The sequence below is a fragment of the Exiguobacterium sp. s59 genome (assembly GCF_018617475.1).
GTDB classification, from domain to species: Bacteria; Bacillota; Bacilli; order Exiguobacteriales; family Exiguobacteriaceae; genus Exiguobacterium; species Exiguobacterium aestuarii.
On the sequence record NZ_JACSKG010000005.1, the window covers coordinates 213,288 to 239,680 of the forward strand.

The window sequence follows — 26,393 nt, forward strand, 5'->3', positions numbered from 1 at the left end:
CAATTTTTTTATAGGTGATTTCACTCTTTTTTCACATCAATTCGACGAGATTCCTTATTTTTAGTCATTTAAAGCGCTTACATAAAAATGTTTAGAAATATTAAATCATGATTGTTTTGACATATTTGAAAACTCAATTTCATGAATTTTAAGGGTAAGTCAGTCCATTATCCCTCTATTTTAAGCTGTTTTTTTGGAGTTTCATCTATGTTTTCTCTGTTTATCGGGTATTAACTTACTATAGTTGTCACCTTCTGTTCACCACGTAAAGTCATCTAGAAGAAAGAAGGAATCCATCATGAAAAGGCATCGGAAATGGTTGTCTTGGTTCGTTGTGTTGGCATTCGTGTTGTCCTTGTTACCCATGAAAGGTAATGTTGTCGAAGCAAATGACGGGACGCAGTGGTGTATCTCCACCACCTCTGATTCAACCATCTATGCAGGACAGAACATCCCAATCGGAGTCGTCGATTTTGAGTTTGTCGCAGACGGTCTAAAAATTGTCATCGATTTAAATGATGGTGTGACATTAGCTGACGTGCCTGAAAACATCAAAATTGATTTTCGGTTAACAAGCGAATCACTCGAACGTGGAAGTCCAGGCGCATACGAATTTAAAACAGCATCGCTCGTTGATCCAACACATCTACTAATCCCTTATGCTTCGTTAGCAAGTTATCTTGGCGTAGACGAAAGTGTATTGAAGTCAAACGGCTTCCAATTTAACGTTTTCCTTCACCTAGATACAATCGTCAATGGAAAGACGGAGACGGCTTATCCTGGTGATCCAGGCACTGGAACTCCTTGGGTCCGCTATGTGACATTGACTGTTGAAGAATGCACACCTCCGCCACCAGAGATCGATTATGGGGTCTATACAATCGGATTCTGGAAGAACATCTTCAACTATGAAAAAGTCTCGTTTGAGTATGGTTCAATCGTTTATATTCAAGGAGTATCCTATGATGTCAGCACACTTGAAGGACAACAGGCGTTGTCTGCATTAATGACAGGTTCTCCAAAATCAATGACGGAAGAAAAACGATTGATTATGCAGTTGACAGCAGCGAAAATCAACGTATTATTGAATGACCCTGCGTTCCTTGATCTAGAGCTCGTCTATAAAGACAGTGGCATATCGACTGGTTTGACAGTTGGCGAACTACTTTCCGGCGCAGAAACAGCTTTAGCTAACAATAACGTAGACCAAATGAAGTATTACCAACAACTTCTCGATCAATTCAACAACGGTTATTTTGAAAATACGTTACACGACTAATCCATCAAAAAATGCAGTCGCTTCTTTCAAGCGACTGCTTTTTAAATACCAGTACGTTTCTTCTGGTTATTAGGTTTTTTCGTCAATTGACTCGTTAACGGTTTTTGTTTTGTACCATGTAAACCTGTCGGAACCTTCGTCTGGTTCTGTTTCTTTTCTGCAAGCTTTTGTTTCATCGCTTCTTGAAAAGATAGTTTTTTCTCGCTCATCTTACTCACCTCCAGCTTCGATCACTTTCACACGACCGACCTGTCCATCGCTCAAACGCACTTTGATTCCATGCGGATGACGTGGCGAGTTCGTCAAGATATCTTGAACGACGCCTTTCGTCAGCTTCCCGCTTCGTTGATCTTGTTTCAAAACGATTTGGACATGGAGCCCTGGGCGAATGTCAGCACGTTTCGTTCCATCCATACCCGACACCCCTTTCCATTTAGTCAATCTCTATCATATGCTCTTTTCCCTCATTTGTCACAGCCTATTCCAGATCCCGATTTGTCGCATCGTTTCCGTCATGTAACTTTGATCGGTCTGTAGCACCTTCTCCGGAAAGGGATTATGGAACGCGATACGGACGCCCCGATGTGAGAAGCTGACGTCGATGACCTCGTTTCCGTCTATATCGCAAAGCGTAGCTAATCCTTGTAGAGAATGAAAAGCCTCCGCGAACGTCTCTGCAAAGTCGAGATACGCCGTCACAGCGATCACACTACAACTTTCCCCAATCCGTAAAGTTAATCGTTCACGATTGGCATTTGCAATCACAACCTGCACTGACTCGTTCTCATTCGAAAATATAACCGTATGCATCCTCGTCTCACCTCATATTCAAAAGAGGTACCCTCCTAAGAAGGTACCCCTCTATCATAAACGATACAAACGTGCTGCGAATGGTCGCAACATAAATGTCTCGGTATCAATCGTCTCCGGATCGATTTCATTCGTCATGACAAGCGTCGCACTCGCAATCTCCGGAATGGTCACTTCTGCCGGATTAGCGGTCAAGTTGACGACCACGAAGAATCGATTATTTTCAAATGTACGTTCGTAGACGAAAGCCTGCTTATGTTCCGGCAAGACATCACGATAACGACCGTACGTGAACGTATCCTCGGCCCGGCGAAGACGAATCATCTCCTTGTAGAACGATAAAATCGAGTGTTGATCGTGTTTCTGCGCCTCAACGTTGAGTGTCTCGTACTCTTCATGAATCGGCATCCATGGGGTTGTCGTCGAGAAACCGGCATATGGTGACGCATCCCATTGAATCGGTGTTCGCACGTTGTCACGGGACGTGCCCCACACTTGTTGCATCGAATCAAGCTCACTCATCCCGTTCGCAATTCGTTCGAAGTACTCATTTTTCGTCGCGACGTCATCGTAGTCATGGATGGACGGGAGCGGCACGTTCTTCATCCCAATCTCTTGTCCTTGATAGATGAACGGTGTCCCATGCATAAAGAAATACATCATTGCGAGCGCAGTCGCACTCTCCCGCCAGTAGTGTTGCTCATCCCCGACGAGCGAGACCGCTCGCACCATGTCGTGGTTTTCAATATATAGCGCGTTCCATCCTGTGTCGCGTAAACCTTGCTGCCACTTATCGAAGATTCGTTTCAACTCGACAACATCGAGTGGGGCGAGTCGCGACCGTCGCATAATGTCGACATGGTCAAAATGAAATGCCATATTCATCGCACCGTTTTCTGGCCCCATCCAAAGATCTGCCGCTTCCGGTTCAATCCCGTTCGTTTCACCGACGGTCATTATATCGTATTTCGAGAACGTCTCCCGCTTCATCTCTTGAAGGTAGTCATGGATTCCTTCAATGTTTGAATACATCGAGAACGCCGTGACGACCGGCTTGCCGTCCGGAGATGGAAGCATCGTCCCTGTTGGCATCTTTTTAATATGACTGATGGCATCGACACGGAACCCGTCGACGCCTTTATCGAGCCACCAGTTGATCATGTCATAGACGGCCGTTCGGACTTCACGGTTCTCCCAGTTCAAATCCGGCTGTTTCTTCGAAAAGACGTGTAAGTAATACTGGTCGGTCTGCGCATCGTATTCCCAAGCAGAGCCGCCAAAGATACTTGCCCAGTTGCTCGGTGGCGCACCGTCTTTTCCGTCTCGCCAGATGTACCAATCCCGTTTCGGGTTATCTTTGGAGCTTTTCGACTCGAGGAACCACGGATGCTCATCCGACGTATGGTTGACGACGAGGTCGAGCAACAGTTTCATGCCTCGTGCATGCACCGCCTCTAACAGCGCATCGAAATCTTCCATTGTCCCGAACTCTTCCATAATGTCTTGATAGTCACTAATATCATATCCATTGTCATCATTTGGCGATTTATACATCGGACAAATCCAAATCACATCAATGCCAAGGTCTTCTAAGTAATCGAGTTTTTCGATAATGCCACGGAGATCCCCAATTCCGTCTCCGTTTGAATCTTTGAAACTTCGTGGATAGATTTGATAGGCAATCGCCTCTTTCCACCATACGCGACTGATTTCTGTTTGTTTCGTTTGGCTGAACAACGTCTCCATACGGCACGTGCCTCCTACAATAAGGTATGATTCACATTTACCATAGCATTAGTGCAAGCGTTTGCAAATAATCAACTCACAAAAAAATGCAGTTTACACTGCATTTGAATGAAGCGCCCCCACTTGTTCACAAAAAGTCGTGATGAGCTTCGATAAGTGTTTCCAATCATGATCCATCGTCGCGACATGATACGAGTTCGGAAGCACCGCATATTCTTTTGTACCTTGAAGTTGATCGTATAACCAAATCGAGTCGGTTGGCGGCACGACGTTGTCGACAGCCGAATGGATGACGTATGTCGGGACGTTTACCGAACCGACTTGTGGTCTCACCTCATCAATCAATGAAAGCAACTCCCGAATCGCTTTTGTCGGCACACGGTCATAGACAATCTCGTACACATCCTCTGCTGCGATATCCGGAGCGTCTTCATCGATAAAGCGACACTCGGTATCTGATGCATGACACGCATATCCCGGTACGGATAACGCAGCATTAATCGTCACGATTGCATCTGCTTTTTCGTCAAGGGCGGCCTTGAGCGCTAGCGTCCCACCCATCGACTGCCCTACGACGATGACCGTCCGACATGATTCACGTAATCGGTCGATGCCTTCAACCACACTCTTATACCAACATCGATGAGTCGAACATCGAAAATCTTCCGGGTCTGTCCCGTGTCCTTTTAAACGCGGTGCATACACGGTAAATCCTTGTTTCATCAATTCGATTCCGACGTCTTGAACACTTTGAGGCGTTCCATTGAACCCATGACAAAGCAAAATACCGATTTCGTTTCCTTCATAATAAAATGCGCCTGCCCCAGGAATGACTGGATAGTTGATTGCTCTCATTACTGCCTCCTTTTAATACCCACTTAACCGATACAATTAATTCGTATTAGAAGAGTGTAAAAGTTATCCGAGTAATCGTCAAGTTCTTCAATGATCCTTTACTTTGTCATCAAACTGTAATCATAACTTCGTATTTAGTGGATTGAGTTCTGACGTCTGCTTGGTTATGTTTAACATGTAGTTTAAAACTTGGGAAATGTGTTTGTCATTTTTGACAATACACGAATAATTTTTCAAGTGATTCGTTAAAAGGAAAGTAATGTAAGCGTTATCATAGTTTTTTTTGATGTGAAGGAGGGTTGTTTATAATCAATTTATGACAACGTACGATGGGGAAATCGGATTACACAATTACATCCAAGGGAGACTTACACATGGGGAAACCAACACAATCATTTAAGGCAGTCACTGGACTCGCCTTGTCAGCAGGACTCATCGTCAGCAGCATGACGCCAATCGCGGCAAACGTGTACGCCGAGACGTTGAACGCTTCAGACCTTTTCATTTCAGAATATGTAGAAGGTTCGAGTAACAACAAAGCAATCGAGTTGTTCAACGGAACAAACGCGACAATCGATCTTTCTGCTTACACAATTGAATTGTATTCAAACGGCGGCACGACTGCCGGAAACACATTGAACCTGACGGGAACACTCGAACCAGGGGCTACATATGTCATCGTGAACGGCAGTGCATCGGAAGCATTGAAAGCAAAATCGGATACAACGAGCGCTGTCACGAACTTCAACGGTGATGACACAATCATCTTGAAAAAAGGAGACACGGTTCTCGATGTCTTCGGCCAACTCGGCTTCGACCCAGGTACAAAATGGGGAACGACCGTGGCGACTGCCGACCAATCGCTCATTCGTAAAGATACAGTGACGCGTGGCGATAGTGATGGCAGCAATGCCTTCGATCCTTCGGTTGAATGGACATCGACGCCACAGGACTCGTTCGATAACCTCGGAGCACACACGTTCCAAGGCGTCGAGTACGGAGATGGCGGAACGACGGAACCACCTGCACCGGTCACACCGATCTCAATCGCTGATGCACGGACAAAAGCAGAAAACGAGACGGTCACGGTAAAAGGAGTCGTCACAGGAAAATTAGCGAACACGATCTCCATTCAAGACGCGACAGGTGGTCTTTCCATCCGTCCAACGTCGCTTGCGGTCAATGTCGGGGATGAAGTCGTCGTTACGGGTGTCGTCGGTTCGTATCGTGAACTTCTTCAATTGAACAGTGCGGTCGTCGTATCGAAGCAAGCGGCGGCGCTCCCTGCCCCACAAGTGTTGACGGGCGAACAAATCAATGAGGATGCTGAGTCAGAGCTGGTCACTGTCAAAAATGTCACGCTCACAGGTAGCGGCCAAAACTTGACAGCAACGGACGGAACGAAGGAGTTCATCGTTCGTGACGAGCGTGGCATCCTCGATTTGCAGACAGACGTGAACTATTCATCCATCACAGGAATCGTTCAACAGTTTGACGACGTTTATCAAATCATCCCGCGTGACCCGGCGGATACGGTCATCGATACGTCTGTTCTTCGTCCTGCCGTCGCAAAACCAGGTGCTGGTACGTTCGTTGGATCGCAAGACGTTACGCTCTCGACAACGACGGCAGACGCTGAGATTTTCTATACACTCGACGGTTCTGATCCGAAAGAAAACGGAACTCGATATGAGAACCCGATTCGCATCGAAAACTCGACGACGTTGAAGACAGTTGTAAAAACAGGAGATACATTCAGCGCGGTCTCCACGTTCTCTTACAAGATCACAGACAAGATTCGTATTCACGACATCCAAGGAGCGAACCACACGGCTCCGATGAACGGTCAGACGGTTGAAGGTGTTGAAGGAATCGTCACATCTACTTTCGTCTCGAGCGGAACGACGTATTACTTCATTCAAACTCCTGATACGGAAGCCGATGACGATGCACGCACATCTGAAGGGATTGTCCTTTACGGTGGACGTTCAATTGCTGGCATTCAAGTCGGTGATCTCGTCAAAGTGAACGGAAAAGTAAGTGAGTACGCGATTGAAGGATATAGCGATCGTCAACAGACAGATATGAAGATGACGCAAATCGATACGCGTAATGGGAAAGTTGAAGTGCTCGAGAGCGGTGTGACACTTCCGACTCCGATTACCATTGATGCGACAAACCTCCCGACTGAGTTTATCGACAGTGATAACCTCGCCGTCTTCAACCCTGAAAAAGACGCCATCGACTTCTGGGAGAGCCTCGAAGGCATGCGCGTTCAAACGAACAACTTGAAATCGGTCGGACCTCAAGAATACGGTGACTTGGTGACCGTTCTCGAAGATACACCAACGGAGACGTTCAATGGTGGCGTCTTATTGAAAAAGAACGACGCGAACCCAGAACGCATTCAGTTCCGTCTTGAACCGAACGCAGAAGCGCGTGACTTCGATGTCGCGACAGGTGACCGTTTCAACGGACCGATCGTCGGTGTTGTCGGCTACTCGTTCGGTAACTATAAGATCCAAGCCTCTCTCGAGAACATGAAAGCTGCTTTCGTCAAAGGGGACGCGCAACGTGAGAAGACGTTCATCGAAGCAGCAGAAGATCAATTGACGATTGCGTCGTACAACTTAGAGAACTTCTCGAACAACATCAAAGAAACATCTGATGAGAAAGCACTCAAATTGGCGAAAGCGTTCGTCAACGAATTGAACAGCCCTGACATCATCGGCGTGACAGAAGTACAAGACAACGATGGACAGGACAAAGGTGCAGGTTCTGCCGCCGACCAAAGCTATCAACGCTTGATTGACAACATTGTAGCTGTCGGTGGAAAAACATATAAGTACGTCAACATCGACCCAGAGAACAACCAAGACGGTGGCGCACCGGATGCCAACATCCGCGTCGGCTTCTTGTATGACCCTGAGCGCGTGTCATTGACGGATGGAATGCCTGCTGGTGATGCGACGACGGCTGTCGGATACGAGGACGGCAAGTTGACACATAACCCGGGACGCATCGACCCGACGAATGAAGCGTTCGATCGCTCACGTAAGCCGTTAGCAGCTCAATTCGACTTCCAAGGCGAGAACGTCATCGTCATCGCGAACCACTGGAACTCAAAAGGTGGAGACACTGGCTTCTTCGGTTCACAACAGCCGGTCGTGCTCGGAAGTGAGGTACAACGTAAGAAGATCGCAGAAGTCGTACACAACTTCGTGGCGGACGTGAAGACGAAGAACCCAGAAGCGAACGTTGTCGCTCTTGGAGACTTCAACGATTTCGAATTCTCAGATGCACTTCAAATCTTCAAAGGTGACTTGATGACGAACATGGTCGAGAAAGTCCCTGCTGTCGACCGTTACTCATATGTCTATCAAGGGAACTCGCAAGTGCTCGACCATATCCTCGTGTCGAACCGCTTGGCCGCTTCTACAAAGATTGACATGATTCACGTCAATGCGGACTTCACGGAGATGTCAGGTCGCGCCAGTGACCACGACCCGGTTCTCGCACAAATCGATTTCACACCGGAACCTGAAGTCGAGTTGACACGTTACACGGTAGAAAATCATCCGGCCGCTCGCCTCGTCCTTCAAGAGGATTTCATCGGCGTGACGATTGGAAAAGGCACGAACTTTAAAAACGGCATCTTCGTTCGTGGTGCATTCACGGAATTGACGGGTGACGCTTTGAAAAACGTCGTCGTTCAAGTGAAACCAAAAGAAGCCGGTGCCATCATCGACTTCAAAGGCGCAACAGTGAAGGAAGTCATTGTTGACGGGAAAAATCTTGCCGAGATTCGCGGGGCAAAAAATGTCCAACGCATCACGTATACGAAGGGTGCTTCCTCTTCATCCATCATCATCAAGAAATAACATGTTGAACCGCAGACACATCGTCTGCGGTTTTTTTGGGTTTCGCCTCTCTTGAAGGGGGGATAAAAAGAAAGATGCTGAATCATGGAGGATGAAACGATGGAATTGTATAACGGAGACTTATATTGGCCGACGACCGAATCAGATGACGTCGTATTGAAAAAACCTGAGAAAAAAGAGCATTATGACGTGCTCGTCATCGGTGCCGGTATGTCCGGGACGTTGACCGCCTATACGTTACAACAGGATGGTGTGGATTTTGCGGTACTGGATGGACGGAAAGTCGGAACGGGTAGCACGTCGGCGAACACGGGACTCATTCAATATTCGAATGACATCATGCTACATGAACTTGCAGAAAAAATTGGCGAGGAAGCAGCAGTACGCTTCTATCACCTTTGTCTCGATGCCGTTGAATCGCTCGATCAAGTAGCGGAAGATGTGGGCGCATCCGAGATTTATATTCGACGGGATAGCCTTTGCTTTGCGAGCGAAGAGGCCGATGTTGCCAAATTGAAACTTGAGTATGAGATGCTTTCGAAGCATGGTTTTGAAGTAGAATGGCTTGATCGTGAGGCGTTGCGTGAACGCTTCCCATTTGAGAAACCCGCGGCATTGATCACAAAAGGGGATGCTGAAGTCAATCCACTCACGCTCAGCCGTCAAATCATTCGTCACTTATCGAAACAGCATGTACCGATTTTTGAAGAGACGTCGGTCGATGAAGTCGTTTCGGACGGTGAGGATTGGCTCGTTTTCACTTCAAACGGAACATTTAAAGCGAATAAAGTCATCTTTGCGACGGGCTACGGCCCTGCTCCCCTACTCGATTCTCATCGTATCGATTTGAATCGTTCGTATGCCATCGCCACAAATCCGATTGCTGAATTTACCGAATGGGAAGGGCGTGCACTCATCTGGGAGACGAAACGACCGTACCTCTATTTACGTACGACTCCGGATGGTCGAATTATCGCTGGCGGTCTCGACGAAGACAAAGCAGAGACGCCTCACAATGAGGCGCTCATGAATGATCGGGCTGAGCGAGTGAAGGAGAAGATCGCTGAACTCTTCCCGATGTATGATCTCGAAGTCGACTACGCCTGGGTCGCCTTATTTGGAGAATCGGTGGACCAGCTTCCGTTCATCGGGGAACACCCGAATCGACCGAATTTGTTTTACTTGCTCGGATATGGGGGAAATGGGACGGTGTACAGCATGCTCGGCTCTCACATCCTGAGCGCCCTCGTTCGTGGTCAAGTCCATCCGGATGCCGATCTCGTTCGTCTAGATCGAACGTAACCCCTATTCTTTGGGGTTGTTACATATTGAAGGAGTGTTTTTGGATTGAAGAAAAAAAGAAAAGCAAATTGGGTGTACACGTTTCGCCGACTTATCGTGTTTCTCGTTCCTCTCGGCTGCGCCCTCTGGTTTTGGCCGCACGAGTCCACGCCCACTACACAATTAAAGTCTGAACACGTCTCTATGTCCGAGGAAATATATACAATTGAAGAACGTTCACCTGTTCAAGACGACGGTGTCACCCGCTATGAATACGATGTCGTCGTTCATGGCGAACCAAGTACGGATGAACTTCAATCAATCAGTCACGACGTCATCGATGAAGTTCGACAGTCCGATCAGTTTCAAGCCGCCTTGCTACGATTTTATGATGATGCCGCCTATATCGGGACAGACCCCACACTTGGTGAAGCCGTATTCGCTCCTGAAGGCGACTATGCGCTTGCCGATTGGGTCGAGCCCGGTCAAACAGACGAGATGTCGTTCGGCTGGCAACTGCGTGAGAAAGAGTGGTCGACGAAACTGACTGACAAAGAGATTCAAATCTGGGCGTTATGGCAAGAACAATATACAAAACAAGATCCCGACGATCCTGATGTGAAGTCAAAAGTGACGCGAATCGTTTCCAATGAATATGATCTCGACCCAAAAGCCGTGCAACAAGTCGTCTTGAAACAGCATGTATGGGCCGTACTGTAAGCTAATCGACCATTTGTGTGAAATCTCTCTTTTTTGAAAAAGAGGGATTTTTTTATTTCCGTTAGGGAACATCGATACAGTAGGTCAAAACGCGACTTACGACGGTCAGTCATACTTAAGGGAGGCAATCACATGGGGAACAAGAAAGAAGAGCAATTAAAACAACATACGATTGATAACGAACAACAAGCAGGCTTGACGACGAACCAAGGGTTGAAGATGGCGGAAGATGAATTCTCACTGAAAGCAGGGCGTCGTGGTCCTACCTTGATTGAAGACTTTCATTTCCGGGAGAAGATGACCCACTTCGATCACGAGCGGATTCCAGAACGCATTGTTCACGCTCGTGGCGTCGGTGCTCACGGAGAGTTCCACGTATATGAACCGCTCGCCGACATCACGAAGGCTGATTTCTTGAACGACCCTTCGAAGACGACACCGGTATTCGTCCGTTTCTCGACCGTCCAAGGATCACGTGGTTCTGCGGATACGGTGCGTGACGTCCGTGGCTTTGCGACAAAGTTTTATACAGACGAAGGAAACTACGACCTAGTTGGGAACAACATCCCTGTCTTCTTCATTCAAGATGCGATCAAGTTCCCTGACCTTGTCCATGCCGTAAAACCTGAACCGCATACGGAAGTGCCGCAAGGGGGAAGCGCGCACGATACGTTCTGGGACTTCGTCGGACAAAACCACGAAACTGCTCATATGGTCATGTGGGCGATGAGTGATCGGGGGATTCCGCGCAGTCTACGCATGATGGAAGGGTTCGGGGTCCATACGTTCCGTCTCGTGAACGCAGAAGGAAAAGCACATTTCGTCAAGTTCCATTGGAAACCGAAGCTCGGGGTTCATTCACAAGTATGGGACGAAGCCCAAAAAGCAGTCGGGAAAAATGCCGATTTCCATCGTGTCGACTTGTATGAAGCCATTAACAAAGGGGATTATCCAGAGTGGGAGCTCGGTCTTCAGCTCATCCCGGAAGAAGATGAGTTCAACTATGACTTCGACATTCTAGACCCGACTAAACTATGGCCAGAGGAAGAAATCCCTGTGAAACTTGTCGGGAAGATGACGCTCAATCGAAACGTCGATAACTTCTTCGCCGAAACCGAGCAAGTCGCGTTCCATCCGGGACACCTCGTCCCAGGGATTGATTTCTCGAACGACCCGCTCTTACAAGGTCGTCTATTCTCTTATACGGACACGCAACTTTCGCGTCTCGGTGGACCAAACTTCCACCAAATCCCGATCAACAAGCCGGTTTGTCCGTTCCATAACAACCAGCGTGACGGCATGCATCAAATGGCCGTCCATAAAGGACAGACGAGCTATCATAAAAATGCGCTCAACAACAACCAGCCAGAACCCGTACCAGCCGACCAAGGTGGATTCGAGCACTACCAAGAGAAAGTCGATGGACATAAGATTCGGGGACGCAGCGACAGCTTCCTTGATTTCTATTCACAGGCGAAGCTCTTCTATAACAGCATGACCGATGTCGAGAAGCAACATATTCAAGACGCCTGCAGCTTCGAGCTCGGGAAGTGTGAGTCCGACATGGTGAAAGAGAACGCTGTCGATTTATTGAACCGAATCGATCGTCATCTTGCCGAAGTCGTCGCCGACAACTTAGGCGTACAAGTGCCAGAAGAGAATAATGAGGTCCAGTCAGACAAGACGTCCCCTGCCCTCTCCATGGCGAATACAATCAAAAAACCGGATACGAAGAGCGTCGCCCTTCTTCTCGCCGGTGATGTGGATGCGAATCAAGTGAAACAATGGGTGAAGAAGCTTGCCGACCACAACGTCAACTACAGTCTCGTCGGCAAGAAGGCCCATATGCTGGGTGACCTGAAAGTAAAAGAGACGTACGACACGGTCGACTCGAGCCTCTTCGATGCCGCTTTCTTGGTGAGCGCCGCAACCCATGTCGAAGACGACGTTCTCGAGTTTATCGAAAATACGTACAAGCACTATAAACCGCTCGCCCTGCACGTGCATCATAAAGAAGCACTCGCAACGTGCCGCGTGAAAACAGACCAGCCTGGTGTCTTCACGTTTGACGAGCATAACCTCGATGGATTCGATACATTCATCGACGGGATCGCGACCGCCCGTTTCTGGGACCGCGCTTAACGACTTCACTCGACTCGATTTATGAGTCGAGTTTTTTGTGCTCGTCCGCTCCATCGGATGCATCATCTCAGACAATCCTGTTTTGATTTGGTATACTCTTTTAGTTATGTTTATTAACTATTCGATTTTGAAGAAAAGGAGGCGTCGTGTTCGATGCATCAACCTATCCAAAAACTATGGACGAGAGACTTTCTGATCATCTCGCTCATCAACTTCTTCCTGACGCTCATCTTTTTCTTATTGATGGTCACCATCGGGGTACATGCCGTCGAGTCGTACGGGGCGACGACGAGCCAGGCAGGACTCGTCACCGGCATCTTTATCATCGGGACACTGACCGGGCGATTGTTCATCGGTCGACTCATCGATTCGATCGGTCGGAAAAAGACGCTCTATATCGGTCTCGTCTTTTTCACCGCAACGATTTTGCTGTACTTCGTCCATTGGGGCGTCGGTTTCTTGTTACTCACCCGCTTCGTACACGGTCTCGGGATGGGATTATCGAGTACCGCAACCGGAACAATCGTAGCGCAAGTCATTCCTGCGACTCGAAAAGGTGAAGGAATCGGTTATTACAGTATGAGCTCTACCCTGGCGACAGCCATCGGGCCATTCGTCGGGTTGCTCCTTAGCCAATATACGAGCTTTACGGTCATTTTCGGACTTTGTTTCGTGATTGGACTGATCAGTTTAGCGAGTACGTTCTTCGTGAACGTACCTGAAGTAGACGCTCCTGAAGTCGTACGTGGCTTCACTTTGAAGTCATTCGTCGAACCGAAGGCGTTACCGATTGCGCTCATCATCGGGATGGCTGCACTTAGCTACTCGAGTGTCTTATCCTACATCAACTTTTACGCAAGTGAACTCGACTTGATCGAAGCAGCGAGTATCTTCTTCCTCGTCTATTCCGTCGCCGTCCTATTGTCTCGTCCGATCACAGGGAAGTTGATGGATGCGCGCGGCGCGAACGTCGTCATGTATCCGGCAATCGCCATCTTCGCCATCGGGCTTCTCGTGCTTAGTCAAGCAAACAGTGGCTGGATGCTATTACTCGCAGGTGCTCTGATTGGACTCGGGTTCGGGAATATCCAGTCCGGTACTCAAGCGATCGCCGTTAAGGCCTCACCACCGCATCGGATGGGAATGGCCACCTCGACGTTCTTCATCGCCCTCGATGCAGGTCTCGGATTTGGTCCATACTTCATCGGTTTACTCATTCCATTGACCGGGTTTTCGACGTTGTACTTGATGCTTTCTGGTGTCGTTCTCTTCACCATTTTCTTGTATTACCTCATGAACGGCCGAAGCGAACAAAAACAATTGAAAGAAGCTGCCTGACAGGATGTCTACACATCCTGTCTTTTTTTGAAAGTTCACACATTTTACCGAAGGATACGTTAAGATAAAAATGACGTGTAAAAAATAGAATGAACGAAATGAGGGAGACGAGATGAAAGCTGACCAAACACTTCAATACAACGCATCGATTTTATTACGGACGTTCGATAAAATTTCAGACTATGTGTTCTTTATGGAAGTCGATGGTTCAGCTTATCGGTATGTCTTCGTGAATGAACCTGCAAAGCGCGCAATCAAGTGGTCGGACGCAGATGTCGGAAAGCAGATTGACGAACTCGTCCCTGCCGATACGGCCGCGCTCATTAAAAAGCATTACGATGAAGCGATTCGAACGAAAAAAAGTGTCGTCTATGAAGATTATCGTCTCGCTGACTCGTTCTATACAGATACGGTAGAAGCGGATGACGTGTTAACACTTCCCCTTCATTACTTCGAGTCAGAAGTAACACCTATTTTTAATGATGAGGGGATCTGTACCCATATCGTCTCGGTCGTTCGCGAAGTGACAGAACGAAAGCGTCGCGAACTTGAATTATCGATTTTAAAAGATCATCATGAATCACTGAGACGTTACTCGCCTCATGGGATTTTCGTGCTCGATCATCATCTAAATATCAAATCGGTCAACCCAGCTGTTACAGCCATCACTGGATATGCAGAACAGGAGATGCTCCATCAACCGTTTCTTCATTGGCTCCCTGAAGAAGAACGTTCTCGTGTCCGTAAAGGATTACAGTTCACCTTGTCCGGCATCCCTCATAAATATTCGATTTACGCTACTCATGAGTCGGGGGAACGGCTCGATTTGTCCGTGTTGAACATCCCGATCGAAGTCGGCGGTAATATTACGGGACTGTTTGCGATCATCATCGATTTGACGCCTGAGAAGAATGCCGAACGCGCTACAATTGAAAGTGAGCGCCGCTATCGTCAACTCATTGAGACGATTCCAGAAGGCATCATCGTCCATCAAAACGGTAAGATTTTGTATGCGAACGAGATGGCGCTCGCCACGATCGGGGAGACATATCTCGAGAGTGAGTCCATCTTCTCTTTCATTGCGGAAGAGTATCATCAGTCCACTCGTAAACGCCTCGCCTCCCTTGAACTCGGGGGACCTGTACAAGATACGGAAATGGTCATTGTAACGTCAGGCGGAGACAGACTACAGATGGACATCAGTAGTCTCCTTATCGACTATGAGGGACAGATGGCCGTGTTGACGATTTTGCGTGATGTCACGGAAAAGCGTGAAATGGAGCAAGCTTTGAGGCAAAGCGAATTACAATATCGACTGATTACGGAAAACATGAGCGATCTCGTCTGCATGTTAGAACGGGACGGTGCTGTTCGTTATGCATCCCCATCTCACCAGACAATTCTCGGTTTTGCGCCCGGTTACTACGAAGGAAAGAATACGCTTGACTATATTCACCCGGATGACATCCATATCGTGCGTAAGCAATTAAAAGAATTGAAAGAGCAAGATGTCTCATTGACGCTTGAATTCCGTCACTTCCATGCCGACCAACGCTGGGTATGGCTCGAAACAAAAATTCAACCGATCTACAACGAATCGGGTCAACTTCTTCACTACTTGACGGTCAGTCGTGAAATCATGCAACGTAAGGCGCTCGAGAAGCAATTGAAGCATTTGGCGTATCACGATACGTTGACCGATTTGCCGAATCGACGCTACTTCCTCGCCTATCTCGAAGAAGCGATTGGACAAAGCGAACTGGAACAGGAGAAATTGGCCGTCCTCGCCCTCGATGTCGACCGTTTTAAACAAATTAATGATACGTTCGGACATGATGTCGGTGACGAACTCTTGCGACAATTAGCGCGTCGTTTGACGTCGGTTCTTCGAAAACAAGATATGATCGCGCGACTCGGCGGTGATGAGTTTGCTGTTCTTATTCGCTACAACGACGCATCTGCTCTCCATCGCGTCGCAGAAAAAATCATCAAGGCGCTACAACGCCCTTGGGAAATCGATCATCATACGTTCATCACCACTTCGAGTGTCGGGGGTGCCCGATATGTCAAAGGATTATCCACTAAACAATTGTTAAAACGCGCCGATCTCGCCCTATATGAGGCGAAAGCTGGCGGAAGAAATCAATATGCCCTTTCCAAGGATCACCTTTGAGTGATCCTTTTTTCACGTGAAACATCAGTAAATCACAGATAAAACCGAACATTAAACATATCGAAAGATAAATTTATTCATTTTTAGATGTTTATTATCCATTTTACCTTTGACTTCGAGAGCTATTCGCGTTATATTACCGAATGGGCGAAGTTTTTTATTGTTAAAGACATTAATGTTCGTAAATAGGGGTGTGACATATGGATAAAGTGTTTGATTATGAAGATATTCAATTAATTCCTGCAAAATGTATTGTCGATAGTCGTTCGGAATGTGATCCGACCATCGAGCTCGGTGGCTTCACGTTTCGCTTACCAGTCGTTCCTGCTAACATGCAAACAATCATTGATGAAAAAGTAGCACTCATGTTGGCCGAAAAAGGATACTTTTACATTATGCATCGCTTCAATCCTGAGACGCGTCTCGCGTTTATCCAAGACATGCATGAGAAGGGGCTTTATGCCTCCATCAGCGTTGGGGTGAAGGATGAGGAGTATGCGTTTATCGAGATGCTTCAATCGACTGGCCATACGCCAGAATTCATCACAATCGATATCGCACATGGACACTCGAATGCAGTCATTCGAATGATTCAACATATTAAGCACCACCTTCCGGGTTCATTCGTCATCGCGGGGAACGTTGGGACGCCAGAGGCTGTTCGCGAATTAGAACATGCCGGTGCGGATGCTACGAAAGTCGGAATCGGGCCAGGGAAAGTATGTATTACGAAAATCAAAACGGGGTTCGGCACGGGCGGCTGGCAATTGGCTGCACTTCGTTGGTGTGCCAAGGCGGCAACAAAACCAATCATTGCGGATGGGGGAATCCGTACACATGGCGACATCGCCAAATCGATTCGTTTCGGCGCTTCGATGGTCATGATTGGATCCTTGTTCGCTGGTCATGACGAATCTCCAGGGGAAACGTTTGAGCAAGACGGCAAACAATTAAAAGAGTATTTCGGTTCGGCTTCTGAGTTCCAAAAAGGGGAGCGAAAAAACGTCGAGGGGAAAAAGATGTTTGTCGAACACAAGGGGGCACTACAAGACACATTGACCGAGATGGAGCAAGACCTCCAGTCGGCGATTTCTTACGCGGGTGGCGACAGTCTCGAAGCATTGCGCACGGTAGACTATGTCATGGTGAAAAACTCAATCTTCAATGGGGATAAAGTATATTAAGAATGGCAATCGTACAACCTGAGTCTGGTATTCAACCAAACTCAGGTTTTTTTGTCGCTTTTGGATATGCTGTTGGTTATCGTATGGATCGAAGAAGATTCAAGACTGTCTTGATTGGGAACCGTAGGATAGAGGCGGCGATACGTATCGACTTTTTCTGAAATCATCCGCTCTGTTTCCTGGAGAGCCTCTAATTGCGCCACCACATTCGCATGATGGGCTTCAAGCAATGCAAGGCGCTCCTGTGTCGTATCTTGTTCTTCCTGAGCAAGAAACAATGAAACGTACGATCGAATCTGATCAATCGGCATATGCGTCTCACGCAATCGAAGTACGAACCGAAACCATGTCACATCCTGGTCGTCGTATCGTCGGTGACCATTTTTTCGTTTCGGAAACAGAAGTCCTTCTTTTTCGTAATAGCGAATGGTATGGGCACTCGTCGCGGTCAGTCGACTGAATTCAGAAATTGTATACATGTAACTCACCTTTCTGCTTGACTTAGAGTTCACTCTAAGAATTAGACTTTCACTATACCAAATTGCAAAGGAGCATGCTACATGAAATACACCGTGATTACAGGAGCTAGTTCAGGAATTGGATATGAGACTGCCAAATTACTCGCAGGAAAAGGAAAATCACTCGTTCTTGTCGCACGCCGGACGTCAGAACTTGAAAAACTTCGAGATGAGGTCAAAAATCTTTCTCCACAGAGCGATGTCATCCTCAAGTCGGTCGATCTCACCGACAACCAAAATGTTCACGATTTATACTCTGACCTTAGAGGTCTTGAAATCGAAACGTGGATCAACAATGCAGGGTTTGGTGATTTTGACCTCGTCCAAGACATCGACCTCGGAAAAATTGAAAAGATGCTTCGCTTAAACATCGAAGCGTTGACACTCCTATCTAGTTTATATGTCCGTGATCATCATGATGTCGAAGGGACGACACTCGTCAATATCTCATCTGCTGGTGGATACCGCATCGTCCCAACCGCCGTCACATACTGCGCAACTAAGTTTTATGTCAGTGCGTACACGGAAGGTCTTGCACAGGAACTACAAAGCGGTGGCGCGAAACTACGTGCGAAAGTTCTCGCTCCGGCTGCGACAGAGACGGAATTCGCTGATCGTTCTCGTGGCGAATCCGGATTCGACTACAGTAAAAACGTCAAGAAATACCATACGGCTGCTGAAATGGCAGGCTTCTTACATCAGTTGATTGAAAGTGACGAAATCGTCGGCATCGTCGATGGGGAGACGTATGAATTCAAATTACGTGGTCCATTGTTCAATTATGCCGGGTGAAATGAGTAAGAATGAATCAATACAAAGTCCCTCTTCTCAATTTGAAAAGAGGGACTTTGTTTATAGCCAAAATTGAGTTGCTTCATGTCTTCTTTGTCCCATTCACGAAAAACGTAATCAGCTCCTGCTCTTCCTCATTCACCTCACGATTGACAAGTGTAGCATATGAACGAGTGATTTCCTCAGTATTTCCCGGGAAATCATTTGAAATCGTGGCGATTCTTCTCAATGCAAGGCAATCTTCTGCGAACGCTTCACGACTCACCATCTCACCGTGTGACCAAACAATGAACTGTGCATCGAATGTTTCCAATATGTCTAACAATCGAAGTGTCGCTTCAGGCGTCATCCGCCATGTCGGAGCATACAAGTTCGCATAGAGCGCATCTCCTAAAAATAAAACACGTTCTTCTACGATATAGAGGACGATTGAATCTTTCGAATGGTCACCACCGACATACTTCAATACGACGTGAACCCCACCGAGGTCGAGCGTCAGCGATTCCTGAAATGTCAGTGTCGGCAAAACGATTTGAATGTCTCGCGAATCACCGTATTCTTCGCGGATTGCCTCCGCGCAAAACTCGATTTCAATCCCTTCAGCAACTCGTTCATTCAACGATGCGTCATCCCAAGCGTACGGAATGAGTTTTTTCATCTCATGCTTCGTTGCCTCACTCGCAATCGAGACAACCCCTTCTAGGGCAGGTAGACCGAAGATATGGTCCCAATGCCAATGTGTCAATGCGACCATCGATGGCGCACAGAGACCACGCTCTTGAAGCTGTATTAAAAAGGTTGAGGCATGCGCCACGGAGTTTCCTGCGTCAATGAGTAACGTATGGGTGTCACCAATAACGGCACCAAGAATCGGACGGTCCGTATGCGCAACCGGCGTCATATACCAAAAACGTTCCGAATGTTTGATTAAAGTTTGCATGAACGGCTCGACTCCTCTTCTATCAATTTGGTTAGTTCTTCAAATGAAGAACGCTCATCATTTTGGATTCGGACATGACGAAGTGGTAGCCGATCAAGTAAATCGAGCTCGTGTCGCTGCCTCTCTTCCAATACCGTAACCGTTCCCGATACATCGGTAAGGTTACGTTTCAACGCATAGACCCCAGTCGTATAATATTCGACGAATCCATGTTGCCATGCAATCGGTCGGTCGTCATAGATGATTGGAAATATGCGTACGACGTCGTTCAACTCTAAATAAACAACTGTCGGTTCAATAGGTTTTAAAATAGATGCAATCGCTTGAACGTACGCGTCAATCGCCTCTAAAGAAACGTCCTGTGCGACCATCCCGATTGTAAACGGATTTTGAAGCAACGCACATTCAAAGACGACGTCACTTTCTTCCTGCTCGAAACGCTTCACATAACGACGCCATCGTTCGCACATGATTCGAGTATGGAGCGGGAACGGCAACTCATAGACATCCGTCCCGATGCGCTCCTCCCCTTCCTCATAACAGACGAGCCATCCACCTTCGATTTCCTCGAGAATCGTACCGTGTGAAGGTCGTTCATTCACCCAATACACATCATGTACTTCAACAGGGTGAGCGGCGTCCACTTCCGAATAAAAGACACCTTGTTTCATCGCGCATAACTTTTCGGCAAATGTGGACTTTCCACTTCCCGGTAACCCTTCGATCAACCATAATCTCCCCATGCTCAAAACTCCTCATCATCTGAATATCCATCGTATTGAAACCACTGGTCTCCGCCATTGTTCTTCGCAATGTACATGGCCGCATCGGCTTGTTGGAGGATCGAGTCGATGGTGGATGCAGGTTGTACCGTAGCCACGCCCACACTCACGGTGAGACGAACTTCCTCACCATTTGAAGCGACTATTCCCCGGGAAATAGTGTCATTTATCTCGTTTAACCCGATCGGACTCTCCTCTTGCACGACAACGAATTCATCAGCTGAAAATCGATACACCTGACCTCCGAACGTTTCAACGAATTCATTTAACCGTTGCGCGATTTCGATTAACATTTCATCCCCAATGAGATAGCCAAATTGATCATTGATCCGCTTGAAATCATCTACGTCGATGAACAGTAAAGCGACTACTTTTGAGCGCTGCATCTGTTTATATAAATCGGTCATGAGTGTGTAACGATTGCACAATTTCGTCAGTTGGTCTTGTGTTGCAATTTGAATCATCTCACGCTGTTTCCGTTCTTTTCGAATTCCGTTCTCTAGCCACCTCGCGAGTAACCGGATCGTGTCCGTCAATTCTTGAAGGGTTTCTTCGTCGAGTTGATCGTTTAAATTCCCTTGCTCCGCCAATAAGACGATCCATCCGAACACTTGATGTTTATGTGTCAGTGGAAAACTGACGAGCGTTGTGAATTCGATGCCATCTACGATCAATTCACCCTCTTGAAGGGTTTGTGAACCGACAGTTGTCAGTTGATGGAGCGAACGAAGTTCTTCTTCCCCCCATGTCAGACGTGACACCCCATTCTCCACTAAGAGACGATGCGAGGATTCGATCGAGAAAATCACCGCATGCGAATAGCCGACCCATTCTAATAAGATTTCTTGGACACGTGCCAGTTGGTCTTGGAACGGCATTCGAAGTGCGGTCGCTTCATATAATGACTCCACGACTTGTTGGCGTTTGATTTGTCGCCGTGACACTTCTGTATGCTCAATCTCTGTCATGACCCAGTGCGTGAACGACTCGAGTGCATGTAGGTTTTCTTCCGTGAACGTTCTCGCCTGAGTATCGACCACGCAAAGTGTACCGATGACATGACCTTGCTTTGTCCGGAGCGGCACCCCGGCATAGAATCCGACTTGTTCGAGCCATGGACTGTCACTCTCAAACTCTTCAGCCGCCACATCCTCGATTACCATCGAACGTTCCGATGTGACGACCCGATTACATAACGTCCGCTCCCGCTTGAGATGAGAAGACCCGAGTTCGATGCCGACACAAGATTTGAACCATTGCTGGTCAGTTGTCATGATGGAAATGAAGGCGACCGGCATCTGCAACGTTTGGGCGACCAAACGAGAAATTCGATCAAACCGTTCTTCTTGGGGCGTGTTCAAAATCTCCAATCGTAAGATGGCCTTTAGCCGTTTCATTTCCCGTTCGTCGAGTGCAGGATGCAGTAAGTGTGACGGTTGTTCAATTTTCGATAAGACCGTTTGGTGAGAATATAAAATTTCAAGCGCCTCACCTAGGTCTTCGAGCGCCATCGGACGGCTAAAGAAATAGCCTTGAATCTCATCACAACCGAGTTGACGCAAAATCCGATACTGTTCTTCCGTCTCAACACCTTCAGCTGTCACTTCGAGGTCTAACTTTTTGGCGAGTGACACAATCAGTTTGACGATTTCATACTCTTTCAGTCCATTTTCCTGGTCGAGTTGCGCAACAAATGACCGGTCAATCTTAATCCCGTCGATCTCGAATAGCTTCAAGTAATTTAAAGAAGAATAACTCACCCCAAAATCATCAATCACCAATCGGAATCCTTGTTGCTTCAACGATTCGACCGTTTTGATGGCAGCGACCGGTTCATGCATGAGCGTGTGTTCCGTCACTTCAAATTCGAATTGCTCTGGTTGTAAGTCGTAAGACGCAACGATTGTCACTAACTCATTCATATGATGCTCATGAAACAAGTTCGGAGACACATTCACAGCGACACGACGCCCTTCAAACTGTTCGGGATGAGTTGATACATCCTGGCACACTCGCTTCATCACAAACTGTGTCACGTCCTCAATGAGGAGTGACTGTTCCGCCACACGAATGAACGTTTCAGGTGAAACGAATCCGAGTACAGGACTATTCCAACGAATGAGCGCCTCAAAATGAATCGATCCGTCCATCGACACTTTTGGTTGATACACCATATACAGTTCATCTTGTTTGATCGCCTTCACCAGTTCCGTCTCAATCATGATTTCATCGATGTAACGCTGCACATACTCATCGTGCTCATACAAACGAATCGTTTGATTGCCAGTCTGACGCGCCTCGAGTAAAGCGGTCGAAGCGTTCATGATCACGCGATCGGCGTCAGACGTTCCCGAACCGATACCGATACAACTCGATAACGGAAACTCCGCATCAGCCACTCGGTAAGAATGACCCGCAATCACATCGAGTAGATGTTCGGCATACATATAAGCCATCTTAATCGGAACATGTGGCAAGACCGCTACAAAATCTTCCCCGTCCACCCGACCAATGATGGAGCCTTTAGGAAGCGTATTTGCCAGTTGACGCGTGATGTCTTTTATCAATTCGTTCGATCGTTCCACCCCTTGGAGAGACATCATCATCTTGAAACGATTGATGTGTAGACGCATCACACTTGTCTCTTCCGTGCTCTGTTGCTCGAACAATTGATCGAGATCCAATTTGACTTTCATCAAATTCGGCATACCCGTCAAATAGTCCATATGCTCGATGCTTCGTAACAATTTGATCTCCGCTTCTTCTGATAAATCCGTCGTCAAACTGAGCACATAGCGTACGACACCCGATTCATCTTCGATTGGTACGAGCATGGAGGAAGCGAACCGGGCTGTATTGGAGTCGATGTTCATTTTTGACATGAAATAGACCGGGTCCCCCGTCTCGACGACCGCGTCATAATGTTCGATTAATTCATTCGCCACTTCTGAGCGGTACATCTCATGTAAATAACGACCTTCCACATCATTCGGAAGTGAGGAGGCCAGTTTGCCCTGTTCACTCACTTGCACATATCGATATCCCACATCTGTCACTTCCATGAGGAATACCATCCGATATAAACGTGTGAACAGTTCGAATAAATAATGCGGATCCCCTTTCATCCGTTTCATCGTATACCTCCACCTGATCCTTTTTCTTATAGTGTAGTTGGTTTCGCTGCTTCTATGGAGAAAACCTTTGAAAAAAGGGGAAAACGTTTTTCGTTCCAATTCAAAACACCTCCTCAATTCCGAGAAGGTGTTCATCGAATCAAAGCAATTCGTTCGCCAACAGGCGATAAACGTTCAAACGATCCTCTTGTTTATGCTGAATGCTACAAATCATCGCCTCATCGAAGCCATATCGCTCCGACTCATCGCGTAACTGTTCCGCGATTTGTTTCGGCGTCCCCACAAGGTGAATGGCCCGATTGTTGGCGATATGGATCTTGTCGACTTCTGTGAGCGGATACTCATGCGCCGCTTCCGGACTCAACAGCTGTCTCAACTGCCCACGCATCAAGAAGAGACGCGACAAGTCAGATGGTCGAGCCAAATATTCCGCCTCTTCTTCCGTCTCTGCCGTCGTCACTAAATACGTGACACTGATATCCGGCTTCTCCATAAAGTCAGACGGTGTAAAGTGGTGACGATACGTGTCGAGCGTGTCGGCACTCAGTTCGCCATTGAAAAATTGAGCAAACGAATAACCGAGACCCATGCGCCCGGCTTGAACCGCACTGTTCCCGCTCGATCCGAGTAACCACGCTTCCGGCAACGTGACGCCTGTCGGTGCAGCCGGTGTATTCTTGTACCACCGTTCTTCTGGCGTCTCGTCTTTAATCAGCTGAAGCGTTGTATCGAGCTTCTCATAAAGTCCATCCATCATCGGTTTTTGACCTTGTGACATCGCATAGATGGCATTCGCGTCACCACCTGGCGCACGTCCGACACCGAAATCGATGCGTCCTGGTGCAAGGGCACTGAGCGTCTTGAATACTTCCGCCATCTTCAGTGGCGAATAGTGCATCATCATGATGCCACCGGAACCGAGACGAATCTTGCTCGTCTTCGCTGCTAGATAGGCCGCGATGACTTCTGGAGCCGAACTCGCGAACGACATGCCACCATGGTGCTCGGCCATCCACATGCGGTAATATCCTAACTCTTCTGCGACTTGCGCGAGCTCGACCGCACTCTCTAGCGCATGCTCGCCTGTATGACCGGACGTGACCGGTGCCTGATCTAACACACTCAATCTCATGATGTATTCTCCTATCTCTATAATGAAGTTTCTAAATATCTTGAATTTGTTGGACTCGCCGTCATCATACTAAATGCCTCTATGGAATACGAATGATTTGCCTAGTGTACTACAACTATTTTTCTGAAAATTTACGCATTATGTTGATAGCACCTGGTCATATTTTTTATACTGATAAAGAAATACGTTTTAATATGGGCTGGATGTGTAATGGGGATACATAGACAGCACAAACACTTCGGGGAAATGGGGAATGCATCATGAATGGTTCATCAACACCAGACAAAAAGAATAATGCTTTTTCGGGTCGGGACTTTTTTAAGTTTTTGGTCCCATCGCTCATCGGGATTATGTTTTTCATCGTTCCAATCTCATCCGAGGAAGGCTTTACGATTCCAGTCGCCTTCTTATCCAATCTATTGATTGAATGGATTGGCGAGTTCGTTCCGACACTTGCCGTCATCATGATGGGGATTTCAATCGCTGGATCTTTGTTATTGTTTACGGCACGTCCTGCTTTTATGGTCGAACGACCGTCCATCAACGCACTCTTTAGCGTGACACCGTTTTGGTTTATCATGCGTATCATCGGTTTTATCGCCGGCGTCATGACGCTACTCACTCTCGGACCAGAGATGATCACCTCGGAATTTACGGGTGGTTTGCTCCTCTTTGATTTGATTCCAATCTTGTTCGCGACGTTCTTCTTTGCCGGTATGTTATTACCTTTATTGCTGAACTTCGGACTTCTCGAGTTCGTCGGGACATTCTTGATGAAAATCATGCGCCCGCTCTTCCGCCTGCCGGGGCGCGCCTCGCTCGACTCGCTCGCTTCATGGGTCGGAGATGCGACGATCGGGATCCTACTGACGACAAAACAGTATGAGGAAGGCTATTACACGAAACGGGAAGCGTCAATCATCGCGACGACATTCTCCGTCGTCTCGATCACTTTCACCATCGTCGTCTTACAGTATGTCGAGCTCGATCAATACTTCTTACCGTACTACGGGGCGATTGTTTTATCAGGACTAGTTGCAGCGCTCATCATGCCACGGATTTATCCATTATCTAAAAAGGCAGACACGGCTTATGAGAAGACAGAACTTAAACCGGAAGAAGAGGTGCCGGCGAACGTGTCACTCAGCAAGTGGGCATTGACGCAAGCGCTACAAAAATCAAGTTCGAGTAAGAGCTTCCTAGAAACACTGAAAGACGGCTTCAAGAACGTCCTTGATATGTGGATCGGTGTCCTTCCTGTCGTCATGGCGGTCGGAACGATTGCGGTCGTCATCGCAGAATACACGCCGTTCTTCACCATCATCGGAAAGCCGTTCGAACCGATTCTGATGCTCTTGCAAGTCCCTGAGGCATCGGAAGCTGCTCAGACAATGGTCGTCGGTTTTGCCGATATGTTCTTGCCGGCCGTACTCGGTAGCGGCATCGAGAGCGAGTTGACGCGTTTCGTCATCGCTACATTATCGGTTACCCAACTCATCTATATGTCAGAAGTCGGGGGCTTGTTGCTCGGTTCAAAACTGCCGATCTCATTCCTCGATCTCGTCTTGATTTTCTTGTTACGTACATTCATCACGCTTCCGATTATCGTCGGCATCGCGCATCTTGTGTTTTAACGAAAACGACGCCCTTTCTCTTTTATGAGATGGGGCGTTCTTTGTATACTAA

Annotated in this window: 20 protein-coding genes; 10 read left to right on the top strand and 10 right to left on the bottom strand. The window is 47.5% G+C overall.

Annotation, left to right across the window (positions count from 1 at the left end):
* The first annotated feature begins 364 nt into the window (after positions 1-364).
* Positions 365-1,279 (top strand): hypothetical protein, encoded by a 915-nt coding sequence (locus KNO91_RS11560; protein ID WP_214818047.1) that lies wholly within the window; start codon positions 365-367, stop codon positions 1,277-1,279.
* Between the two features lie 41 nt (positions 1,280-1,320).
* On the opposite strand, the gene KNO91_RS11565 is transcribed toward KNO91_RS11560, so the two are convergent.
* From KNO91_RS11565 to KNO91_RS11585, 5 genes are all read right to left on the bottom strand, one after another.
* On the bottom strand, positions 1,321-1,488 hold the full coding sequence (locus KNO91_RS11565) for a hypothetical protein (protein WP_015880321.1): 168 nt from the start codon (positions 1,486-1,488) through the stop codon (positions 1,321-1,323).
* A 1-nt stretch (position 1,489) separates the two neighbouring features.
* Positions 1,490-1,693 carry a YwbE family protein gene (locus tag KNO91_RS11570; protein WP_015880320.1) on the bottom strand — a complete coding sequence of 68 codons (204 nt, stop codon included), beginning with the start codon at positions 1,691-1,693 and terminating at the stop codon, positions 1,490-1,492.
* 57 nt (positions 1,694-1,750) lie between these two features.
* The gene (locus tag KNO91_RS11575; RefSeq protein ID WP_214818049.1) at positions 1,751-2,089 is read right to left on the bottom strand and encodes a hypothetical protein; all 339 of its coding nucleotides are present in this window, start codon (positions 2,087-2,089) and stop codon (positions 1,751-1,753) included.
* Between the two features lie 54 nt (positions 2,090-2,143).
* Entirely contained in the window at positions 2,144-3,799 is a 1,656-nt protein-coding gene (locus KNO91_RS11580) for a glycoside hydrolase family 13 protein (protein WP_214790453.1), read from the bottom strand.
* Positions 3,800-3,928: 129 nt separating this feature from the next.
* A complete protein-coding gene (locus KNO91_RS11585) occupies positions 3,929-4,690 on the bottom strand; it encodes an alpha/beta hydrolase (RefSeq protein ID WP_214818052.1) in 762 nt (253 codons plus the stop codon).
* 374 nt (positions 4,691-5,064) lie between these two features.
* On the opposite strand from KNO91_RS11585, the gene KNO91_RS11590 reads away from it, so the two are divergent.
* The 7 genes from KNO91_RS11590 to guaC all read left to right on the top strand — a co-directional run bounded on the left by KNO91_RS11590 (position 5,065) and on the right by guaC (position 17,409).
* Complete coding sequence (locus KNO91_RS11590; protein WP_214818054.1) at positions 5,065-8,571, top strand: lamin tail domain-containing protein; 3,507 nt, start codon at positions 5,065-5,067, stop codon at positions 8,569-8,571.
* Positions 8,572-8,670: 99 nt separating this feature from the next.
* Positions 8,671-9,873 carry an NAD(P)/FAD-dependent oxidoreductase gene (locus KNO91_RS11595; RefSeq protein WP_214818056.1) on the top strand — a complete coding sequence of 401 codons (1,203 nt, stop codon included), beginning with the start codon at positions 8,671-8,673 and terminating at the stop codon, positions 9,871-9,873.
* Between the two features lie 183 nt (positions 9,874-10,056).
* On the top strand, positions 10,057-10,572 hold the full coding sequence (locus tag KNO91_RS11600) for a hypothetical protein (RefSeq protein ID WP_251126637.1): 516 nt from the start codon (positions 10,057-10,059) through the stop codon (positions 10,570-10,572).
* A 132-nt stretch (positions 10,573-10,704) separates the two neighbouring features.
* Positions 10,705-12,714, top strand: coding sequence for a catalase (locus tag KNO91_RS11605; RefSeq protein ID WP_214790089.1), 2,010 nt, complete (start codon positions 10,705-10,707; stop codon positions 12,712-12,714).
* A gap of 153 nt (positions 12,715-12,867) precedes the next feature.
* Positions 12,868-14,052: an MFS transporter gene (locus KNO91_RS11610; protein WP_214795914.1), complete on the top strand. Its 1,185-nt coding sequence runs from the start codon at positions 12,868-12,870 to the stop codon at positions 14,050-14,052.
* 112 nt (positions 14,053-14,164) lie between these two features.
* Positions 14,165-16,225 (top strand): PAS domain S-box protein, encoded by a 2,061-nt coding sequence (locus KNO91_RS11615; RefSeq protein WP_214818060.1) that lies wholly within the window; start codon positions 14,165-14,167, stop codon positions 16,223-16,225.
* A 200-nt stretch (positions 16,226-16,425) separates the two neighbouring features.
* Entirely contained in the window at positions 16,426-17,409 is a 984-nt protein-coding gene (gene guaC, locus KNO91_RS11620; RefSeq protein WP_214795910.1) for a GMP reductase, read from the top strand.
* A 41-nt stretch (positions 17,410-17,450) separates the two neighbouring features.
* Here the strand turns inward: guaC and KNO91_RS11625 are convergent, their stop codons facing one another.
* Positions 17,451-17,888, bottom strand: coding sequence for a MerR family transcriptional regulator (locus KNO91_RS11625; protein ID WP_214818062.1), 438 nt, complete (start codon positions 17,886-17,888; stop codon positions 17,451-17,453).
* 81 nt (positions 17,889-17,969) lie between these two features.
* Here KNO91_RS11625 and KNO91_RS11630 point away from each other — a divergent pair, with 81 nt between their 5' ends.
* The gene (locus KNO91_RS11630) at positions 17,970-18,719 is read left to right on the top strand and encodes an SDR family NAD(P)-dependent oxidoreductase (protein WP_214818065.1); all 750 of its coding nucleotides are present in this window, start codon (positions 17,970-17,972) and stop codon (positions 18,717-18,719) included.
* 82 nt (positions 18,720-18,801) lie between these two features.
* Here KNO91_RS11630 and KNO91_RS11635 read toward each other — a convergent pair whose 3' ends face one another.
* The 4 genes from KNO91_RS11635 to KNO91_RS11650 all read right to left on the bottom strand — a co-directional run bounded on the left by KNO91_RS11635 (position 18,802) and on the right by KNO91_RS11650 (position 24,707).
* Complete coding sequence (locus tag KNO91_RS11635) at positions 18,802-19,659, bottom strand: MBL fold metallo-hydrolase (protein WP_214818068.1); 858 nt, start codon at positions 19,657-19,659, stop codon at positions 18,802-18,804.
* Positions 19,647-20,402, bottom strand: coding sequence for a P-loop NTPase family protein (locus tag KNO91_RS11640; protein ID WP_214818071.1), 756 nt, complete (start codon positions 20,400-20,402; stop codon positions 19,647-19,649). The genes KNO91_RS11635 and KNO91_RS11640 overlap by 13 nt, the downstream gene beginning before the upstream one ends.
* A 2-nt stretch (positions 20,403-20,404) precedes the next feature.
* Entirely contained in the window at positions 20,405-23,575 is a 3,171-nt protein-coding gene (locus KNO91_RS11645; RefSeq protein ID WP_214818073.1) for an EAL domain-containing protein, read from the bottom strand.
* Positions 23,576-23,714: 139 nt separating this feature from the next.
* A complete protein-coding gene (locus tag KNO91_RS11650; protein WP_214795894.1) occupies positions 23,715-24,707 on the bottom strand; it encodes an LLM class flavin-dependent oxidoreductase in 993 nt (330 codons plus the stop codon).
* A 260-nt stretch (positions 24,708-24,967) separates the two neighbouring features.
* Here KNO91_RS11650 and KNO91_RS11655 point away from each other — a divergent pair, with 260 nt between their 5' ends.
* Positions 24,968-26,341 (top strand): YjiH family protein, encoded by a 1,374-nt coding sequence (locus tag KNO91_RS11655; protein ID WP_214795892.1) that lies wholly within the window; start codon positions 24,968-24,970, stop codon positions 26,339-26,341.
* Positions 26,342-26,393: the final 52 nt, after the last annotated feature.